17 protein-coding genes are annotated in these 17,869 nt (G+C 62.8%); 11 read left to right on the top strand and 6 right to left on the bottom strand.

The features are described from left to right. Nucleotides 1-105 precede the first annotated feature (105 nt). From NKH73_RS01890 to NKH73_RS01860, 7 genes are all read left to right on the top strand, one after another. Nucleotides 106-978 carry a carbohydrate ABC transporter permease gene (locus NKH73_RS01890; RefSeq protein WP_352927246.1) on the top strand — a complete coding sequence of 291 codons (873 nt, stop codon included), beginning with the start codon at nucleotides 106-108 and terminating at the stop codon, nucleotides 976-978. Between the two features lie 11 nt (nucleotides 979-989). After that, the gene (locus NKH73_RS01885; protein WP_352927243.1) at nucleotides 990-1,814 is read left to right on the top strand and encodes a carbohydrate ABC transporter permease; all 825 of its coding nucleotides are present in this window, start codon (nucleotides 990-992) and stop codon (nucleotides 1,812-1,814) included. A gap of 50 nt (nucleotides 1,815-1,864) precedes the next feature. Then, nucleotides 1,865-2,869 (top strand): ABC transporter ATP-binding protein, encoded by a 1,005-nt coding sequence (locus tag NKH73_RS01880; RefSeq protein ID WP_352927240.1) that lies wholly within the window; start codon nucleotides 1,865-1,867, stop codon nucleotides 2,867-2,869. Next, complete coding sequence (locus NKH73_RS01875) at nucleotides 2,866-3,636, top strand: L-iditol 2-dehydrogenase (protein ID WP_352927237.1); 771 nt, start codon at nucleotides 2,866-2,868, stop codon at nucleotides 3,634-3,636. The genes NKH73_RS01880 and NKH73_RS01875 overlap by 4 nt, the downstream gene beginning before the upstream one ends. Nucleotides 3,637-3,708: 72 nt before the next feature. Further along, nucleotides 3,709-5,187 (top strand): mannitol dehydrogenase family protein, encoded by a 1,479-nt coding sequence (locus NKH73_RS01870; RefSeq protein ID WP_352927234.1) that lies wholly within the window; start codon nucleotides 3,709-3,711, stop codon nucleotides 5,185-5,187. Then, nucleotides 5,188-5,871, top strand: a complete 684-nt coding sequence (locus NKH73_RS01865) for an HAD family hydrolase (RefSeq protein ID WP_352927231.1) — start codon at nucleotides 5,188-5,190, stop codon at nucleotides 5,869-5,871. Further along, the gene (locus NKH73_RS01860) at nucleotides 5,868-7,451 is read left to right on the top strand and encodes an FGGY-family carbohydrate kinase (protein WP_352927228.1); all 1,584 of its coding nucleotides are present in this window, start codon (nucleotides 5,868-5,870) and stop codon (nucleotides 7,449-7,451) included. Before NKH73_RS01865 ends, NKH73_RS01860 begins: the two co-directional genes overlap by 4 nt. 19 nt (nucleotides 7,452-7,470) lie before the next feature. On the opposite strand, the gene NKH73_RS01855 is transcribed toward NKH73_RS01860, so the two are convergent. Beyond that, nucleotides 7,471-8,049, bottom strand: a complete 579-nt coding sequence (locus tag NKH73_RS01855; RefSeq protein WP_352927225.1) for a histidine phosphatase family protein — start codon at nucleotides 8,047-8,049, stop codon at nucleotides 7,471-7,473. 275 nt (nucleotides 8,050-8,324) lie between these two features. Between NKH73_RS01855 and NKH73_RS01850 the strand changes: the two genes are divergently transcribed. Then, nucleotides 8,325-9,728 (top strand): MATE family efflux transporter, encoded by a 1,404-nt coding sequence (locus tag NKH73_RS01850; RefSeq protein ID WP_352927222.1) that lies wholly within the window; start codon nucleotides 8,325-8,327, stop codon nucleotides 9,726-9,728. Nucleotides 9,729-9,814: 86 nt separating this feature from the next. On the opposite strand, the gene NKH73_RS01845 is transcribed toward NKH73_RS01850, so the two are convergent. From NKH73_RS01845 to speB, 5 genes are all read right to left on the bottom strand, one after another. Further along, on the bottom strand, nucleotides 9,815-10,174 hold the full coding sequence (locus tag NKH73_RS01845; RefSeq protein WP_352927219.1) for a hypothetical protein: 360 nt from the start codon (nucleotides 10,172-10,174) through the stop codon (nucleotides 9,815-9,817). A gap of 123 nt (nucleotides 10,175-10,297) precedes the next feature. Continuing rightward, nucleotides 10,298-10,945: an amino acid ABC transporter permease gene (locus NKH73_RS01840; protein ID WP_352927216.1), complete on the bottom strand. Its 648-nt coding sequence runs from the start codon at nucleotides 10,943-10,945 to the stop codon at nucleotides 10,298-10,300. Next, nucleotides 10,942-11,610: an amino acid ABC transporter permease gene (locus NKH73_RS01835; protein WP_352927213.1), complete on the bottom strand. Its 669-nt coding sequence runs from the start codon at nucleotides 11,608-11,610 to the stop codon at nucleotides 10,942-10,944. The genes NKH73_RS01840 and NKH73_RS01835 overlap by 4 nt, the downstream gene beginning before the upstream one ends. Nucleotides 11,611-11,616: 6 nt before the next feature. Continuing rightward, nucleotides 11,617-12,420 (bottom strand): transporter substrate-binding domain-containing protein, encoded by an 804-nt coding sequence (locus tag NKH73_RS01830; protein ID WP_352927210.1) that lies wholly within the window; start codon nucleotides 12,418-12,420, stop codon nucleotides 11,617-11,619. 86 nt (nucleotides 12,421-12,506) lie between these two features. Continuing rightward, nucleotides 12,507-13,592: an agmatinase gene (gene speB / locus NKH73_RS01825; protein ID WP_502893906.1), complete on the bottom strand. Its 1,086-nt coding sequence runs from the start codon at nucleotides 13,590-13,592 to the stop codon at nucleotides 12,507-12,509. A 154-nt stretch (nucleotides 13,593-13,746) separates the two neighbouring features. Here speB and gcvA point away from each other — a divergent pair, with 154 nt between their 5' ends. The 3 genes from gcvA to NKH73_RS01810 all read left to right on the top strand — a co-directional run bounded on the left by gcvA (nucleotide 13,747) and on the right by NKH73_RS01810 (nucleotide 17,766). Next, nucleotides 13,747-14,721 carry a transcriptional regulator GcvA gene (gcvA, locus tag NKH73_RS01820; RefSeq protein WP_292397631.1) on the top strand — a complete coding sequence of 325 codons (975 nt, stop codon included), beginning with the start codon at nucleotides 13,747-13,749 and terminating at the stop codon, nucleotides 14,719-14,721. 133 nt (nucleotides 14,722-14,854) lie between these two features. Beyond that, entirely contained in the window at nucleotides 14,855-16,159 is a 1,305-nt protein-coding gene (gene pncB / locus NKH73_RS01815) for a nicotinate phosphoribosyltransferase (RefSeq protein ID WP_352927203.1), read from the top strand. A gap of 224 nt (nucleotides 16,160-16,383) precedes the next feature. Continuing rightward, nucleotides 16,384-17,766, top strand: coding sequence for a hypothetical protein (locus NKH73_RS01810; RefSeq protein ID WP_352927200.1), 1,383 nt, complete (start codon nucleotides 16,384-16,386; stop codon nucleotides 17,764-17,766). The last annotated feature ends 103 nt before the right edge of the window (nucleotides 17,767-17,869 follow it).

Genomic DNA, 17,869 nt, shown 5'->3' with positions numbered 1-17,869 from the left:
GGTGCCGGTTGCCCATCATGGCCGGCAGCAGGGCCGCCCGAATCCCAGTTCGGGCGGCCACTTTCACACTCTTGAAAATTGGCTGACCTTTGAAGGGTGACCGTCATGGCTACTCAGCAGACCCGTTCGCTTGCCCGCTTTATGATGGCGCCATCCGTGGTGCTGCTGTTCGTCTGGATGATCGTACCGCTGGCATTCACCCTGTGGTTCTCCTTCCAGCAGTACAACCCGCTCAACCCGATCCGCGACGGGTTCGTCGGCTTCTCGAATTACGCGCTTTTCTATTCAAACCCGGCATTCCTGCAGTCGATCCTCAACACGCTTATCCTCGTGGTCAGCGTGCTTTTGATCACGGTGATCGGCGGCATCCTGCTGGCTCTCCTGCTCGATCAGCCGATATGGGGACAGGGCATCGTCCGCATCCTCGTCATCTCGCCGTTCTTCGTCATGCCGCCGGTGGCCGCACTGGTCTGGAAGAACATGATCATGCATCCGCAATACGGCGTCTTTGCCGATATTGCGCGCTTCTTCGGCGGGCAGCCGATCGACTGGTTCGGGCAGTATCCCATGCTGGCGATCATCATCATCGTCGCCTGGCAGTGGCTGCCGTTTGCGACATTGATCCTTTTGACCTCGCTGCAGTCGCTCGACGGCGAGCAGAAGGAAGCCGCCGAGATGGATGGCGCCGGCTTCATCAGCCGCTTCATCTATCTGACGCTGCCGCACATGTCGCGCGCCATCACGGTCGTCATACTGATCCAGACGATCTTCCTTTTGTCGGTCTATGCCGAGATCCTCGTCACCACCAATGGCGGCCCGGGTTACGCCTCCACCAACCTGCCCTTCCTCGTCTACCAGAAGGCGCTGCTGGAGTTCAAAATCGGCCAGGCATCCGCCGGCGGCATCATCGCCGTCATTCTCGCCAACATCGTCGCCTTCTTCGCCATGCGCGCGGTCGGCAAGAACCTGGACAAATAAGGGAGGAAACAATGGCACGTGCAGTCAGCACCCAGCACAAGACGATCGCGACCGCGGCCGCCTGGATCGTCGCCCTGCTGATCTTCTTCCCAATCCTCTATACGATCATCACGTCATTCAAATCGGAGCAGGAAGCCATCCAGGGCTTCAACCTGTTCCCGTCGGGAACCACCGAGAGCTATACCGCGGTCGAAGCGCAGAACGGCTACTTCAAGTTCTTCCTCAATTCGGTGTTCCTGGCGGTCGGTTCGACCATCCTGGCTTTGCTTGTCGCCATACCGGCGGCATGGTCGATGGCTTTCTCGCCGAGCAAGTGGACCAAGGACATCCTGATGTGGATGCTTTCCACCAAGATGATGCCGGCGGTTGCCGTGCTGTTCCCGATTTACCTGATCTTCCGCGATACCGGATTGCTCGACAGCCGCATCGGACTGATGATCATGCTGATGCTGATCAACCTGCCGATCGTGGTATGGATGCTCTACACCTACTTCCGCGAGATCCCGGGCGAGATCCTGGAGGCGGCGCGCATGGACGGCGCATCGCTCTGGAACGAGATCGTCTACGTGCTGACGCCGATGGCGGTGCCGGGCATCGCCTCGACGATGCTGCTCAACATCATCTTGGCATGGAACGAGGCGTTCTGGACGATCCGGCTGACCACCACCGAGGCAGCGCCCCTAACCGCCTTCATCAGTTCCTTCTCCAGCCCGCAAGGCCTGTTCTGGGCCAAGCTGTCGGCGGCCTCGACGCTGGCGATCGCGCCGATCCTGATCATGGGCTGGTTCAGCCAGAAGCAGCTGGTGCGCGGCCTGACATTTGGCGCCGTGAAGTAGGGACGTTGCTCGAAGCATCTGTCGAAAAACAACCCCTCGGGGAGGAAACCATGGGAAACATCACGCTCAAGAACGTCTCCAAGTCCTTCGGGGCGACGACCATCATCCCGAACATCGACCTGGTGATCGAAGATGGCGAGTTCGTCGTCTTCGTCGGCCCGTCGGGCTGCGGCAAGTCCACCCTGCTGCGGCTGATCGCCGGACTGGAGGATACCAGCGGCGGCACCATCAACATCGATGGCCGTGACGTCACCGGCGAGGCGCCGGCCAAGCGCAAGCTGGCCATGGTGTTCCAGTCCTATGCGCTCTACCCGCATATGACGGTGGCCAAGAATATCGCCTTCCCGCTGAAGATGGCCGGCGAAGATCAGGCGACGATCGACAGGAAGGTGAAGGACGCGGCGCGCGTCTTGAACCTCACCAACTATCTCGAGCGCCGTCCAGGCCAGCTCTCCGGCGGCCAGCGCCAGCGCGTCGCCATCGGCCGCGCCATCGTGCGCCAGCCTTCGGCCTTCCTGTTCGACGAACCTTTGTCCAACCTCGACGCGGCGCTGCGCGGCACCATGCGGCTGGAAATCAGCGAGCTGCATCATCAGCTCAAGACGACGATGGTTTACGTCACCCATGATCAGGTCGAGGCGATGACTATGGCCGACAAGATCGTCGTGCTCAATGCCGGCAATGTCGAGCAGGTCGGCTCGCCGATGGAGCTCTACAAGACGCCGAAGAACCTGTTCGTCGCCGGCTTCATCGGCTCGCCGAAGATGAACCTGATCGAAGGCGCGCCGGCAGCCAAGTACGGCGCCAGGACCGTTGGTATCCGTCCGGAGCACATGAACATCTCGAAGACATCAGGCGACTGGAAGGCCACCGTCGGCGTCGCCGAGCACCTTGGCTCCGACACGTTCTTGCACGTGCAGGCCGACAGCGTCGGCCCGCTGACGGTGCGTGCCGACGGCGAACTGGCCGCCGATCACGGCGACACGATCTATCTGACCCCCGACAAGGCGAAGCTGCACCGTTTCGGCGCCGACGGAAAGGCAATGATGCAATGAGGCTTGAGGGTAAATCGGCGCTGATCACCGGGTCGGCGCGCGGTATCGGCAGGGCGTTCGCTGAAGCCTATGTGCGCGAGGGCGCCACGGTGGCGATTGCCGACATCAACCTCGAAGCGGCCGAAAAGACGGCTTCGGAAATCGGCAGCGCGGCTTATGCCGTGAAACTCGATGTCACCGACCTCGCTTCGATCGAGGCGGCGGTCAAGGCGGTAGAGACAAGGACCGGCGGATTGGACATTTTGATCAACAACGCCGCTCTGTTCGACCTGGCGCCGATCGTCGAGATCACCAAAGCGAGCTACGACCGTCTGTTTTCCGTCAATGTGGCCGGCACGCTGTTCATGCTGCAGGCAGCAAGCCGCTCGATGATCGCGCGCGGCAAGGGTGGCAAGATCATCAACATGGCGAGCCAGGCCGGGCGCCGCGGCGAGGCGCTGGTTGGCGTCTATTGCGCCACCAAGGCCGCCGTCATCTCGCTCACTCAGTCGGCTGGGCTCGACCTGATCAAGCACCGCATCAACGTCAACGCCATTGCGCCGGGCGTCGTCGACGGCGAGCATTGGGATCACGTCGATTCACTGTTCGCCAAATATGAAAACCGGCCGAAGTGCGAGAAGAAGAAGCTGGTCGGCCAAGCGGTCCCCTATGGCCGCATGGGCACCGCGCAAGACCTCACCGGCATGGCGGTGTTCCTGGCCAGCGAAGACGCCGAATATATCGTCGCCCAGACCTACAATGTCGATGGCGGCCAGTGGATGAGTTGAGGGGGCGAAGGCGCTCTTCTCCCCGTTTCCTCCACGGGGAGAAGAGGCACCCCACCCAAGGATAAAAAGCAGATGACCGTGAAACTCTCGTCTTCGATCCTCGCCAAGCTTCCGCCCAAGGTTGCCGGCCCGAAATATGATCGCGCCGCGCTCAAAGCCGGCATCGTGCATTTCGGCGTCGGCAATTTCCACCGCTCGCACCAGGCAGTCTATCTCGACGATCTGTTCAATTCGGGCGTCGGCCACGTGTGGGCGATCGTCGGCGCCGGCGTCTTCGAGGGCGAAAAGCTCGGCCGCGGCAAGCTGCAGGAACAGGACTGGCTGACCACCGTGGTCGAGCAGGACAGCGGCCACATGAGCGCCCGCGTCACCGGTGTCATGATCGACTTCCTGATGCCGGGCGATGCGGCAGCGATCATCGAGCGCATGGCCGATCCTGCTATAAAGATCGTCTCGCTGACCATCACCGAAGGTGGCTACTTCATCGATCCGGCGTCGGGGCTGTTTAATCCGACCCATCCCGACATCGTCGCCGATGCGCAGCCGGGAGCTACGCCGAAAACCGTTTTCGGCATCATCCTGGCTGGGCTGTTGCGCCGACGCGAAGACGGCATCGTGCCGTTCACGATCATGTCCTGCGACAACATCCCCCACAACGGCCATGTCACCGCCGATGGCGTCATTGGTCTCGCCCGCCTGATCGACGAGGATCTGGCAAACTGGGTGAGCGAGGAAGTCGCCTTTCCCAACGGCATGGTCGACCGCATCACGCCGGCCACCACCGACCGTGAGCGCGGCATTCTGTCGAGCGAGTTCGGCCTCGACGACAATTGGCCGGTGTTCTGCGAACCGTTCAAGCAATGGGTCCTGGAAGATCGATTCACCGACGGCCGCCCGCCGCTGGAAAAGGTCGGCGTGCAGTTCGTCAGCGATGTCGCGCCCTACGAACTGATGAAGATCCGCATCCTCAACGGCGGCCATGCGACTATCGCGTATCCGGCCGGGTTGATGGACATCCATTTCGTCCACGAGGCGATGCAGGAGCCGCTGGTGCGCGGCTTTCTCGACAGGCTGGAGCATGACGAGATCATCCCGACCGTGCCGCCGGTGCCCGACACCGTGCTGGAAGATTATTATCAGCTCATCGAGCACCGCTTCTCCAATCCGAAGATCGGCGACACGATTCGCAGGCTCTGTCTCGATGGCTCCAACCGGCAGCCGAAATTCATCATCCCGACCATCGCCGACCGGCTGAAAGCCGGCAAGGGCGTCGCCGGCCTGGCGCTGGAATCGGCGCTCTGGTGCCGCTACTGCTTCGGCACGACCGATAGCGGCGCCGTCATCGAACCCAACGATCCGAGCTGGGACCGGCTGCAGACGACTGCCAAAGCGGCAAAGGACGCGCCTGCCGCCTGGCTTGCCATGGAAGACATCTATGGCGATGTCGGCCGCTCGGCGGCGTTCGCCGAAGCCTTTGCCAATGCGCTCAAGGCACTCTGGGCGGATGGCGCGCGTACGACGCTGACGCGCTACCTCGCCGGCCAGCTCTGAATGGCGCCTGAGCTGGTCATTTTCGACTGCGACGGCGTGCTGGTCGACAGCGAGACGCTGTCTGTCGCGGCGCTGCTTGGAATGATCACGATTGCCGGCGGCACGATCAGCGAGGAGATCGCTTATGAGCATTTCCTCGGCAAGAGCATGAAAAGCGTTCGCGAAATTCTTCTTCGCGACTTCGAGCTTGACATCACCGACCGGCATCTGAGCGAGATGCGTGTTGACCTGATGCGCAAGTTTAGCAAGGAGCTGAAGCCGATCCCCGGCGTCGGGCAGGTTCTGCCGAGCCTTGGCGTGCCATGCTGCGTTGCCTCGTCCGGCACGCTTGAGCGCATCCGCCATGCGCTCGAGGTCACCGGGCTGCTCGGACTGCTCGAGCCGCATCTGTTCAGCGCCGCCATGGTGGCGCGGGGCAAGCCGGCGCCGGACCTCTTTCTCCACGCCGCCGCCGAAATGGGAGCGATCCCGCAGAATTGTCTCGTGGTCGAGGACAGCCCGGCCGGCGTCGAGGCGGCACGGGCCGCGGGCATGCGCGTGCTTGCCTTCACTGGCGGCTCGCATGCCGGCAACCCGGCATTGAAAGCGCGGCTTGCGTCGAGTGAACCGGACTTTATATTCGCCGACATGCTGCAATTGCCCGATCTGATTGCAGGCCTGGGAGCGAGAGCAAGAACACCTTGACGAACAATTTCGTTTGCGCGGTCGATGTCGGTACCGGGAGCGCCCGTGCGGGCATTCTCGACACCGGAGGCACCTTGCTCGGCCGCGCCGAGCATCCGATCGCCATGAACCGGCCGAAGGCCGATCACGCCGAACACGATTCGCAGGATATCTGGTCAGCGGTCTGCATTGCGGTGCAGGCAGCCCGCGAAAAAGCCGGCGTGGCAGTTGAGGACATCGTCGGCATCTCCTTCGACGCCACCTGCTCGCTGGTGGTGCGGAACAGGAATGGCGGCCAGCTCAGCGTCTCGGTGTCAGGTGAAACGCGTTGGGACACCGTCGTTTGGCTCGACCACCGCGCCATTGCCGAGGCCGATGAATGCACCCAAAGCGGCCACGCCGTGCTCGACTATATCGGCGGCGTCATGTCGCCGGAAATGGCGACGCCGAAGCTGATGTGGCTGAAGCGCAACCTGCCCGGAACATGGAATGAAGCCGGCTTTCTATTCGACCTTACTGACTTCCTCACCTGGAAGGCGACCGGGTCGCTCGCCCGTTCGCAATGCACGCTGACCGCCAAATGGACCTATCTGGCGCATAAGGAAACCGGCTGGCAGCGCAGCTTCTTCGAAACGGTAGGCCTTGCCGACCTGTTCGAGCATGGCAATCTGCCGGCCAAGGCCAGCCCGGTCGGGACCGACATCGGCCGGTTGAGCGTGCAAGCGGCGGCCGAGCTTGGCCTTACCGAAAAATGCCGGGTCGGCGCCGGCGTCATCGATGCCTATGCCGGCGCTCTTGGCGTGCTCGGCGGCTTTGCCGGCGACGAAACCAACATCGGCCGGCATCTGGCCCTGATCGCCGGCACGTCGAGCTGCGTCATGGCGATGTCGCCCGATCCGCAGCCCTTTGCCGGCGTCTGGGGTCCCTATTATGGCGCGGCCCTTCCCAGGCTTTGGCTGTCGGAAGGCGGTCAATCGGCCACCGGCGCGCTGCTCGATCACATCATCCGCTGGCATGGTGCAGGTGGAGATCCGGATGCCGCCATGCACGCCAGGATCGCCCGCCGCGTCGCCGAACTGCGCGCCATAGAGGGCGAGAACCTCGCGGCAAGGCTGCATGTGCTGCCGGATTTCCACGGTAACCGCTCGCCGCTTGCCGATCCGCATGCCGTCGGCGTCATCAGCGGGCTGACGCTGGATTCCTCCTTCGACAGCCTGTGCAAGCTCTATTGGCGCACCGCCGTCGCCATCGCGCTTGGCGTGCGCCATGTGCTGGAGGCGCTGAACGAGAACGGCTACCTGATCGACACGCTGCATGTCACCGGCGGCCACACCAAGAACCCGCTGCTGATGGAGCTTTATGCCGACGCCACGGGCTGTACGGTGGTCGAGCCATTGGCCGACGAGGCGGTGCTGCTCGGCACCGGCATGATTGCCGCGACCGCCGCCGGGCTCTTTCCCAATCTCAACACGGCCTGCATCGCCATGCAGCAGGGCGGCAAGACACGAGCGTCGAATCCGGCGGCCGGCCGCTTCGATCGCGATTACCGCGTGTTCTTGGAGATGCACCGGCAGAGGCAGGCGCTGGACGCGATCAGGTAGGCTCGAACAACCTGTAATGCTACCTCTGGTTCCAGCGCCGGATAATAGGTTCGCCGAGGTCGTGCTCATAGCCGAGCACGCTTATGCTGGCGGTGTCCAGAACGAAGAGGGCGCCATCCTGCGGCGGCAGGCCGAGCCAGCGCGCGGCCAGCACCCGCAGGAAATGAGCGCTGGAGAACGCCAGGACATTGCCGTTGACACCACGCAGCTCGTTGACGATCCGGTCCGCCCTTGCGCCGACATCCTCTGCCGCCTCGCCGTCAGGGCAGCCGTCGCGAAAAAGCTGCCAGCCGGGACGCTCGATGAGGATCTGCTTCGTGGTCAGGCCCTCGTAGGCGCCGTAATCCCATTCGGCCAGGTCGGCCTTCTTTACGCCGGCCGAGCCGAAGCCGGCCAGCATACAAGTCTTGAAGGCACGCTGCGACGGGCTCGACCAGACGGCCTGGAACGAAAGCCCCTGCAGCCGCTCGGTGATCCGTCCGGCGGCCGCCTCGCCGGCAGGCGTCAGCGGTATATCGGTCAGGCCGGTATGCTTGCCGGAAGCGCTCCATTCCGTCTCGCCATGCCGAACCAGGTAGATTTCGGGAAACGCGCTCATCTGCATGCCTTTCGATGGAATCTGTACGCCGCCCCCTTGTTGGGATTGGCCACGGCGCAAACCATAGCGGCTTCCATGCTCTCTCCAAATAGGCGGGATTGAGACAACTCGGCCTTTGCTGGCTTAATCCTTGGCTGCGTCAGCCTCTTGCCATCCCTACCAATTTCGTAGACAAGCCGTGCCGTTGATGCGGAATCCGGGCCAACCGGCCACTTTCCGCGTTGAGACGCGGCTTCCGGTGTTTGCCGACGCGCCGCAATCGGATAGGCGAAAAAATGTCTGCGATCGAAGCCGGCGCTCGTGCGCCGGAAAATCTTTGGCGTCAGGAAATCAGGGCGACGCTGGCGCTCGCCTGGCCGATGGTGCTCACCAATCTCGGCCAGACCGCGATGACCGCCACCGATGTCATGATGATGGGGCGGCTGGGTCCGGACACACTGGCCAGCGGCGCGCTCGGCGCCAACCTCTATTTCATGCCGCTGATTTTCGGGCTTGGCCTGATGCTGGCGACCTCGCCGATGATCGCCACGGAACTCGGCCGCCGCCGCCACTCGGTGCGCGACCTGCGCCGCACCGTGCGGCAGGGCCTTTGGCTGGCGATCCTCATCTGCATTCCAATCTGGATCTTTCTCTGGCACGGCGAGGCCGTGTTGCTGGCCATGGGCCAGGAGCCGGCGCTCGCGCACCAGGCCGGCATCTACCTGCGCTGGCTCGAATGGGCGGTCCTGCCCTTCTACGGCTATATCGTCCTGCGCTCGTTCATCTCGGCGCTGGAGCGGCCGGGCTGGGCGCTGGTCATCGTCTTCGTCGCCGTCGCCTGCAATGTCTTCTTCAACTGGGTGCTCATGTTCGGCAATCTCGGCGCCCCTGCGATGGGTATTGCTGGCTCCGGCCTCGCCACGACGCTGTCCAGCACGCTGATGTTCGTCGGCATGGCGGCTGTGGTGATGCTTGAGCCGAAATTTCGCCGCTACCGCCTGTTCGGGCGCTTCTGGCGAGCCGACTGGCCACGCTTCAAGGGGTTGCTGCGGCTCGGCCTGCCGATCGCCGGCCTCCTCGCCTTCGAGGTGACGATCTTCAACGCGGCAGCCCTTCTCATGGGCCTGATCGATGCGGCCTCGCTCGCGGCGCATGCCATCGCCATCCAGATCGCCTCGATCTCCTTCATGGTGCCGCTCGGCCTCAATCAGGCAGCGACGGTTCGCGTCGGGCTCGCCCATGGCGCCGGCAATGCGGAAGGGGTTTCCCGCGCCGGCTGGACCGCCTTTGTCATTGGCGTCTCGTTCATGGCGCTGATGGGGTTGGTGATGATCCTGTGGCCGCAACTGCTGATCAGCGCCTTTATCGACCTTGGCGATCCGGCCAATGCCAGGGTGATCGGGCTTGCCGTGTCGTTCCTTGCCTTTGCCGCGCTGTTCCAGATTTTCGACGGCGCGCAGGCCGTGGCCGCAGGAATGCTGCGCGGCCTGCACGACACCACGGTGCCGATGATCTATGCGGCGATCGGTTATTGGGGCATCGGCCTGCCGCTCGGCGTGCTTCTCGCCTTCTATTCCGGGCTCGACGGCGTCGGCATCTGGATCGGCCTGTCGCTGGGTCTGGCGGTGGTGGCGGTGCTGCTTCTGGCGCGCTGGCTGCGGCGGGACAGGATCGCGCCACCGCTCTCCTTTGCGCATTGATGAAAGCGGCTGCCGGTTCGTCCGACGGCTGTCCAACTTTGTGTGTGCCGACCCTCACGCTTTCGTCGCGAAGGACGGCGTGACGTCTACGGATATTTCGTCTGATTTGCACTTGCGGCCGTTGGATCGCTCTGCAACTCCTCTGGCAATGGCAGACTTGAGCACCGCAAGTGCACCTCGCGGGCGAACAATTTTCGCTGCTTCTGCTGGTGCTCCTTGATGGCTGCTGCGAGCCCTAATCCGTACGGGCCGAGAAAGACGCCGGTCCCCCAACCCGGCTGCTTCTTTTCGCGTACGTCGTAGTCCATAGCCTCCATGCGGGCTTGCTGGCATTCCGGTGACGCCCATTTCTGGTCCTGCTTCGAAAGCGACGCTCCATAGTCGACCGGAGAGGTCGCGCATCCAGCCACTGTCGCCGCCAACGCGACAAACATTGCAATTCTCATCCCGAGCCTTCCCTAGAGCATTGTGGAGAGTACACAGAACTCTTCTTACCGGATCGCTCCGACGAGGCAGCCGGAAACACGGTTATCGCTATCGATCGTTTTCCACAGCGCAGAACCGGCATCCTAGTTTGTAGCCGCACGTCGTTCAAGCGAACGTGCGTATTGCGTCAGCGGGAAGCACATGATGAAGAAAATCAAAGCGACTAGCCCATAGACAGTAAACGGCTCGAAGGTCGCATTGTTGATGGCGTTGGATGTCCTGACCAGTTCCTCGAAACCGATGATTGAGGTCAGCGCGGTCGACTTGACCAGCTGCACCAGGAAACCGACGGTCGGCGCGCGGGTGATCGAAAACGCCTGCGGCAGGATGATCAGCCTGAGTTCCTGCAGATAATGAAGGCCGAGGCTGGCCCCGGCGTCCGATTGGCCGCGCGGCAGCGCATCGACGCCGCTGCGCCAGATTTCGGCGAGATAGGCACTGGCGAAGAAGGTGAGTCCAAGTGCGGCGGCGGTCCACGGTTCGATACGCAAGCCCAGCATCGGCAGGCCAAAGAACATCAGGAAGAGCTGCATGAGCAGCGGCGTTCCCTGGAAAAGCGCGATGTAGCCCGAAGCAATTCGCCGGCTCCACTTGTTCTTGGCGATCCTGAAGAACAGAACGACCATGCCGACCACGCTGCCGCCGACAAAGGCGGCCAGTGACAGAAGCACCGTCCAGCGCGCGGCGAGCAGAAGGTTGCGCACAATATCCCAGAAGGTGAATTCGATCATGACACCCCGGCTCCCAGAGCGCGGCGGCCGCCGCTGACCAGCAGCCGGCGCAGCCCCATCGACAGGACGAGATAGACCATCGTCACCACGAAATAGGTCTCGAAAGCGCGGAAGGTCCGCGCCTGCAGCATGTCGGCCTCGTAGGTCAACTCTCGCACTGCGATCTGCGACACGACGGCGGACTCCAGCATCATAATGACGATCTGGCTGGTCAGCGCCGGAAAGATCACCTTGAGCGCCTGCGGCAGCACAACCTTGACGAAGACCTGGCGCGGCCTGAGCCCGAGCGCCAGTGCTGCTTCCGTCTGCCCGCGCGGCACGGCGTCGAGCCCGGCGCCGACGATCTCGATCGTGTAGGCCGCCATGTTGAGCGTCATCGCCAGCATGGCGGCCAGCACCGGATCGAGCCTTATGCCGATGCTGGGCAGCCCGAAGAAGATGAAGAACAGCTGCACCAGGAACGGTGTATTGCGCATGACCTCGACATAGACGCCGATCGCCCGCTTGAGCAGGACAGGGCCGTTTCGCCGCCCTGCCGCGCCGAGGATGCTGAGGAACGTGCCCGCCAGCGTGGTCACAACGATCAAGAGGATCGTCGTGGCCGCCCCTCGCGCGATCGCGCCTGTTGCATCGGCAAGCCAGCCGAAGTCGAGGCTGTAGCCCACGCGATGTCAATCCTTGAGATTGTCGGGATTGAGCGGCGTCTTGAGCCAGGCCTTCGAGCTTTCGTCCAGCTTGCCGTCGGCCAGCATCTTGGCGACCGCGTCGTTGACGGCCTGCTTCAGGCGGTCCTCGTTCTTGTTGAGGCCGATATGCGAGGGTGAGGTGAGGAGCTGGAACTTCTGCTCCGGCTTCAGCGCCTCCTGGCGCGCGAGCACCTGGGCGCCGACGTCGTTGCCGACGACCATCAGCTGGGTCTGACCCGAGATGAAGGCCTGGATGACGGAATTATAATTGTCGAAACGGCGGATATCGGCCGAGGCGGGTGCCGCCTCGGTAAGCGACGTATCTTCCAGCGTGCCGCGGTTGACGGCGATCGACTTGTCGGCGAGGTCGTCCTTGCCTTCGACCTTGAGCGCAGCCGGGCCGATCACGGCGATATAGTAGGGCGCGTAGGCGGCGGCGAAATCGATCACCTGCTCACGCTCCTTGGAATAGCCGACGCTCATCAGAATATCGACGCGCTTGTCGGTAAGATACGGGATGCGGTTCTGGCCGGTCACGCTGACCAAATTGAGCTTGACCTTGAGCTGGTCGGCGATGAACTGCGCCACGTCGATGTCATAGCCTTTGATGCTCATATCGGCACTGGCCGAGGAGAAGGGCGGAAAGTCGGAGAAAATGCCGACATTGATGGCGCCGGCCTTAGTGATGTCGTCGACCGCGTCGGCATTGGCGGCCTGGGTGGCGATACCAAAACCGGCGAGCATCAGCGCGGCGGCGATGGATGATCTGAGCTTCATGTGAAATGTCATTGTCGTTCCCCTGCTGGAAGCTTGTTTTGTTTAATGCGGCCGCCGGCTCCAGCGCAGCGGTCGCCTTGGATTTGCTGTCGGCTATCTCAGGCTCCCTTGCCTGTTATCGCCGGGCTGAACACCATCAGGCTGAGAATCTCGAACAGCACCTGCGCGCCGGCATGGGCGGTGTTGGTGGTCGCGTCATATTGCGGCGCCACCTCGACGACGTCGCCGCCGACGATGTTGAGGCCCTTCAGGCCGCGCAGCAGTTCAAGCACTTCCCGCGTTGTCAGCCCGCCGACCTCAGGCGTGCCGGTGCCTGGCGCGAAGGCCGGATCGACGCTGTCGATGTCGAAGGACACATAGGTCGGGCCGTCGCCGACTATGCTGCGCGCCTTCTCGATAATGGCAGGGATACCGAGGCCGGTCACCTCTTCTGCATGGACGACGGTCATGCCGGATTCGTAGGTGAACTCCCATAGATATTCGGCCGAGCCGCGGATGCCGATCTGGATTGTGCGGGTCGGGTCGAGCACGCCGTCCAGCACCGCGTTGCGGAACGGCCCGCCGTGATGGAACTTGGTCATGTCGAACAGGCCGCTGGTGTCGCAATGGGCGTCGATATGGATCATGCCGACCCGCGCCCTTTTGCCGACAGCTTTTAGGATCGGATGGCTGATCGAATGATCGCCGCCGACCGAAAGCGGAATGACGCCGGCGTCGACGATCTGGTTGGTACGGCGCTCGATGTCGTCATGGCTGGTTTCCAGCCGGTAGCGGCTCTGGAACGGCACGTCGCCGATGTCGGCGACCTTCAGCTCATGTGTCGGCGCGCATTCCAGCACATGGTTGTAGGGGCCGATGCGTTCGATAGCGCGCAGTGCCCTTGGCCCGAAACGGGAACCCGGCCGGTTGGTGACGCCGAGGTCCATCGGCACACCGATCATCGCCACCTGCAGATCGCCGAAATCCGGATTGTCGGCGGCAATTTCCCGGTACGGCGCGGCGAGGAAGGTCGGGATGCCGGAATAGGGCGCCAGCCGCGTGCCGCTCTTGGAAAAGATCTTGTCGGCGACCTTTCGGAATTTCGGGTCGAACATTTCCCCGCCATGGCTTTCGCCGTATTTGCGGCGCAACGCTTCGAGCTTGCTGCTGTTATAACCCACGTCGGTCCTCCATGGCTGGTGCATTGCGGCCATCAATGACGGTCGCCATCCCGCCGGCTGCTTGCGGATTCAGGTCTTGATACTGTTCCCGGGCAAAGTGTCTTGTAGCCGCATTGAAAAATCAATTGATATTGTTAGGGTCTTCGTTGTGAGGAAATCTCACAGGTTTGAGGCTCTGATGGCCAAGCGTCTGCCACCTTTGAATCCACTGCGGGCCTTCGAGGCGACGGCGCGTCACGCCTCGCTGACCAAGGCGGCGGCTGAGCTGAACGTCACTCATGGCGCCATCAGCCACCAGATCAAGGCGCTCGAACAGTCGCTTGGCGTCAAGCTGTTCGAGCGCGCCGGCCAGCGGGTGAAGCTGACGCCGCACGGCGCCGAATTGCTGCCGGCGGTGTCGACCGCCTTCGACGGCATAGCTGCCGCCACGCAGCGCATGACCCGGCCGGCCAGCACCGGCGCACTCTCAGTGTCCTGCGTGCCGGCGCTGCTTTTGCTGTGGATGATCCCGCGGCTCGGCAGCTTCACCTCGCAATACCCTGATATCAGGCTGACGCTGATCCCGTCCAACGACGCCAAGGACATCCGGGCACCGCATATCGACATCTGCGTGCACTATGGCGACGGCAGCTGGACCGATTGCTGGATGCGCAAATGGTCGGGTCTCGAACTGTTCCCGGTGGTCAGTCCGACGCTGATCAACAACCGTCCGATCCGCACCGTGCGCGATCTCGCCGATCATGTCTTCCTGCATGGCGACGACGGTCGTGAATGGCACACCTGGCTGGCCGCCGCCGACGCGCTGGACCTGGAGCGCGGCCGCCGCCATCATCTCGGCGACGCCCGCATGGCGAGCGAAGCTGCGGTTCATGGCCACGGCGTGGCGCTTGGCGATACGGTGACCGCAAGCGGGCTGCTCGCCAGGGGGCTGCTGGTCGCGCCGTTCAGCCTGTCGGTGCCGGCAGTCGACGATTTCTACGTCGTCTGTCGCAACGAGATGAGGTCGGCGCCGATCGTGCAGCTGTTCATCGACTGGCTGTTTGCCGAAAAGGAGCAGGCCGACGGCCGCGCCGATGCGCCGGTGGCGGGCCGCATCGGTATCCGCAGGAAGCGCCCGGCGCTGCGGGTGGTCGGCACTAAGACCGCATCCTGAGGCTGCAATTGCCGGAGCCGCATACATGCCGCAGGGTTCTCTTTTTGTCGGGCCAGCCCGCAAAGCGGCAGCACTTTCCAAAATTCAATGCTAAGAGGCATTCCGCAGGGAGCAGCGAAGGCGGCATTGAGACATGACTAAGACCGATATAGCGCGGCGCGTCTACAACCACACCTGGAAGCTCGACCCGATCGTCCGCAGCCTGCTCGACACCGATTTCTACAAGCTTTTGATGCTGCAGATGATCTGGGGCATGTATCCCAAGGTCGACACCACCTTCTCGCTGATCAACCGCACCACTTCGGTCTGTCTCGCCGAAGAGATCGACGAGGCGGAACTGCGTGATCAACTCGACCATGCGCGCACTTTGCGTTTCTCCAAGAAGGAGATGATCTGGCTCGGCGGCAATACCTTCTATGGCCGCAAGCAGATTTTCGAACCTGAATTCCTCGCCTGGCTCGAAAATTTCCGACTGCCCGAATACGAGCTTTCCAAGCGCAATGGCCAATACGAGCTGACTTTCAGCGGTCCGTGGATGTACACGACGTTGTGGGAGATCCCGGCGCTCGCCATCATCAACGAGCTGCGCTCGCGCGCGGCCATGCGGGCGTTCGGACCGTTTGCGCTCGACGTGCTCTATGCCCGCGCCAAGGCCAAGATGTGGGCCAAGACCGAGCGGTTGAAAGCGCTGCCCGGTATCCGCATTTCGGATTTCGGCACGCGTCGCCGCCATTCCTTCCTGTGGCAGCGTTGGTGCGTCGAGGCGCTCAAGGAGGGCGTCGGCGAGGCTTTTACCGGCACCTCCAACGTGCTGCTCGCCATGGATAACGACCTCGAAGCGCTCGGCACCAATGCGCATGAATTGCCGATGGTGCTTGCCGCACTCGCCAATTCGGAAAAGGAATTGAAGCAGTCCCCCTATAAGGTGCTGCAGGATTGGCAGCGCTACTATGGCGGCAATCTGCTGATCGTGCTGCCCGATGCTTTCGGCACCGCTTCGTTCCTGCGAGACGCGCCGGACTGGGTCGCCGACTGGACCGGCTTCCGTCCCGACAGCGCCCCGCCGATCGAGGGCGGCGAGAAGATCCTTTCCTGGTGGCGTGAAAAGGGCAAGGACCCGAAGCAGAAGCTGCTCATCTTCTCCGACGGGCTCGAGGTCGAGACCATCGAGGAAACCTACCGCCACTTCCGCGGCAAGGTGCGCATGTCCTTCGGCTGGGGCACCAACCTGACCAATGATTTCGAAGGTTGCGCGCCGACCGAAACCAACCGCCTCGACGCCATCTCGCTGGTCTGCAAGGTCACCGAAGCCAATGGCCGCCCGGCGGTCAAGCTCTCCGACAATCCGGCCAAGGCGACCGGCGACGAGAAAGAGATCGCGCGCTACATCAGGATCTTCGGCGAAAAAGACCGCGTGGAGCAACTGGTCAAGGTGTGAGGGTGAGGGAACTCTTGCACAGTATGAGTTCCTTCGCGCCCCCCTCTGTCCTGCCGGACATCTCCCCCACGAGGGGGGAGATTGGCAGTTCCGCCGCCGGCTCTCCCTCTGCAACTTTGGCGATTGGCGAAAGCGGCAATGACGGCGCAATCTCCCCCCAAGTGGGGGAGATGTCCGGCAGGACAGAGGGGGGCGCCGTAGAGCGCTGCCGCTTGGCGACAGCAATGCTCTTTGCGGCTTCGTTGATCCTCCTGTCATCCACCCCCGCTTTCGCCCATGCCTCCGATCGCGGCCACGTCCTGCTCCTTCCCACCGGCTACTACGTCGCCGGCGGCGCACTGGCCGTCACCGCCAGCTTCCTCGTGCTCGCACTGCTGCCGTCAGACTTTCTCGACCGCTTTTGGCGGCGGCGCCTTCCGCTTTTCGCATTCGGCGACGGCGCACGAACAGTCGTCAGCCTGATATCATTTGCCGGCTTTGCAATTCTCGTTGCGGCCGGCCTGTTCGGCAGCCGCGATCCGCTTTCCAACCCGCTGCCGCTGACGATCTGGACGTTGCTCTGGGTTGGGCTGGTTTTGCTGCAGGGGCTGTTCGGCAATCTCTGGTCATGGCTGAACCCCTGGTACGGGCCTCGGCATGTCATTTCCAGCCTGTTCGGCAAGCGACAGACATGGCGCCCGCCCCCGTGGCTCGGCTGCTGGCCGGCTTTCGTGCTGTTCTTCGTCTTCGCCTGGTTCGAGCTGATCGACCCGGCGCCCGACGATCCGGCGCGGCTCGCCTGGGCCGCCGGCCTCTATTGGTTGTTGAGTTTTGCCGCCATGCTGGTGTTCGGCCATCGCGACTGGAGCCGCAACGGCGAGTTCCTGACCGTGTTCTTCGCCATGATTGCGCGCTTCGCCCTCCTTGAGCGGAACGAAGACGGCCGGCTCAGTCTCTGCTGGCCGGGCGCCAAGCTCAGCAATGTCGCGCCGCTGTCGTCCAGCGGCATTGCTTTCCTGCTGCTTGCGCTGTCATCGGTCTCCTTCGACGGCCTGTCGAAAACCTTCTTCTGGCTCGGCCTGTTCGGCATCAATCCGCTGGAGTTTCCGGGCCGCACGACAGTGACCGGCATCGGCACCTTCGGGCTGGTGCTGACGTTCGTCCTGCTTGCAGCCGCGTTCATCCTTGCAATTGTCCTTGGCCAGCGCCTTGCCGGTAGCCCGCATTCCCTCAGTCAGGCTGCGGGGCTGCTGGTCTGGTCGATCGTGCCGATCGCGCTTGCCTATCATGTCGCACACTATCTGACGGCGCTGCTCGTCGACGGCCAATACGCCATTGCCGCGCTGTCCGACCCGTTTGCTTTGGGCTGGAACCTGTTCGGCACCGCCGACATGCAGATCGAAGCAGGCGTCGTCGCCGGGGCCGGCTCGGCATGGTGGCTGTGGAACGTCCAGGCCGGCGTCATCATCGCCGGCCACATGCTCGCCGTGCTCGTCGCCCATGGCTTCGCCTGGCGACTGCATCCGGTTCCCGCCCGCGCCGCGCTGAGCCAATTTCCACTAACCGTGCTGATGATCGCCTATACGATCTTTGGGCTCTGGTTGCTTGCCACGCCGGCGGCCGGATGACACAAAAGCCCGGCTCGATGCTGTCGATCGATCCTTGGGGAAGCTCGCTTGCCACATCAGGGCTTTGATGATTTAGTTTGTACACATGCAATTTCGGCGCTCT

Source organism: Mesorhizobium sp. M0938 (genome assembly GCF_040319125.1).
GTDB lineage: Bacteria > Pseudomonadota > Alphaproteobacteria > Rhizobiales > Rhizobiaceae > Mesorhizobium > Mesorhizobium robiniae.
The sequence above is the reverse complement of the archived record's forward strand: the minus strand, read 5'-3'. Positions and strand labels throughout refer to the sequence as shown.

Bases quoted from the DNA above. Each gene is read 5' to 3' on its own strand.
- NKH73_RS01890 (WP_352927246.1), top strand. From the start codon at position 106: ATGGCTACTCAGCAGACCCGTTCGCTTGCCCGCTTTATGATGGCGCCA.
- NKH73_RS01885 (WP_352927243.1), top strand. From the start codon at position 990: ATGGCACGTGCAGTCAGCACCCAGCACAAGACGATCGCGACCGCGGCC.
- NKH73_RS01880 (WP_352927240.1), top strand. From the start codon at position 1,865: ATGGGAAACATCACGCTCAAGAACGTCTCCAAGTCCTTCGGGGCGACG.
- NKH73_RS01875 (WP_352927237.1), top strand. From the start codon at position 2,866: ATGAGGCTTGAGGGTAAATCGGCGCTGATCACCGGGTCGGCGCGCGGT.
- NKH73_RS01870 (WP_352927234.1), top strand. From the start codon at position 3,709: ATGACCGTGAAACTCTCGTCTTCGATCCTCGCCAAGCTTCCGCCCAAG.
- NKH73_RS01865 (WP_352927231.1), top strand. From the start codon at position 5,188: ATGGCGCCTGAGCTGGTCATTTTCGACTGCGACGGCGTGCTGGTCGAC.
- NKH73_RS01855 (WP_352927225.1), bottom strand. From the start codon at position 8,049: ATGAGCGCGTTTCCCGAAATCTACCTGGTTCGGCATGGCGAGACGGAA.
- NKH73_RS01850 (WP_352927222.1), top strand. From the start codon at position 8,325: ATGTCTGCGATCGAAGCCGGCGCTCGTGCGCCGGAAAATCTTTGGCGT.
- NKH73_RS01845 (WP_352927219.1), bottom strand. From the start codon at position 10,174: ATGAGAATTGCAATGTTTGTCGCGTTGGCGGCGACAGTGGCTGGATGC.
- NKH73_RS01840 (WP_352927216.1), bottom strand. From the start codon at position 10,945: ATGATCGAATTCACCTTCTGGGATATTGTGCGCAACCTTCTGCTCGCC.
- NKH73_RS01830 (WP_352927210.1), bottom strand. From the start codon at position 12,420: ATGACATTTCACATGAAGCTCAGATCATCCATCGCCGCCGCGCTGATG.
- speB (WP_502893906.1), bottom strand. From the start codon at position 13,592: ATGCACCAGCCATGGAGGACCGACGTGGGTTATAACAGCAGCAAGCTC.
- gcvA (WP_292397631.1), top strand. From the start codon at position 13,747: ATGGCCAAGCGTCTGCCACCTTTGAATCCACTGCGGGCCTTCGAGGCG.
- pncB (WP_352927203.1), top strand. From the start codon at position 14,855: ATGACTAAGACCGATATAGCGCGGCGCGTCTACAACCACACCTGGAAG.
- NKH73_RS01810 (WP_352927200.1), top strand. From the start codon at position 16,384: ATGCTCTTTGCGGCTTCGTTGATCCTCCTGTCATCCACCCCCGCTTTC.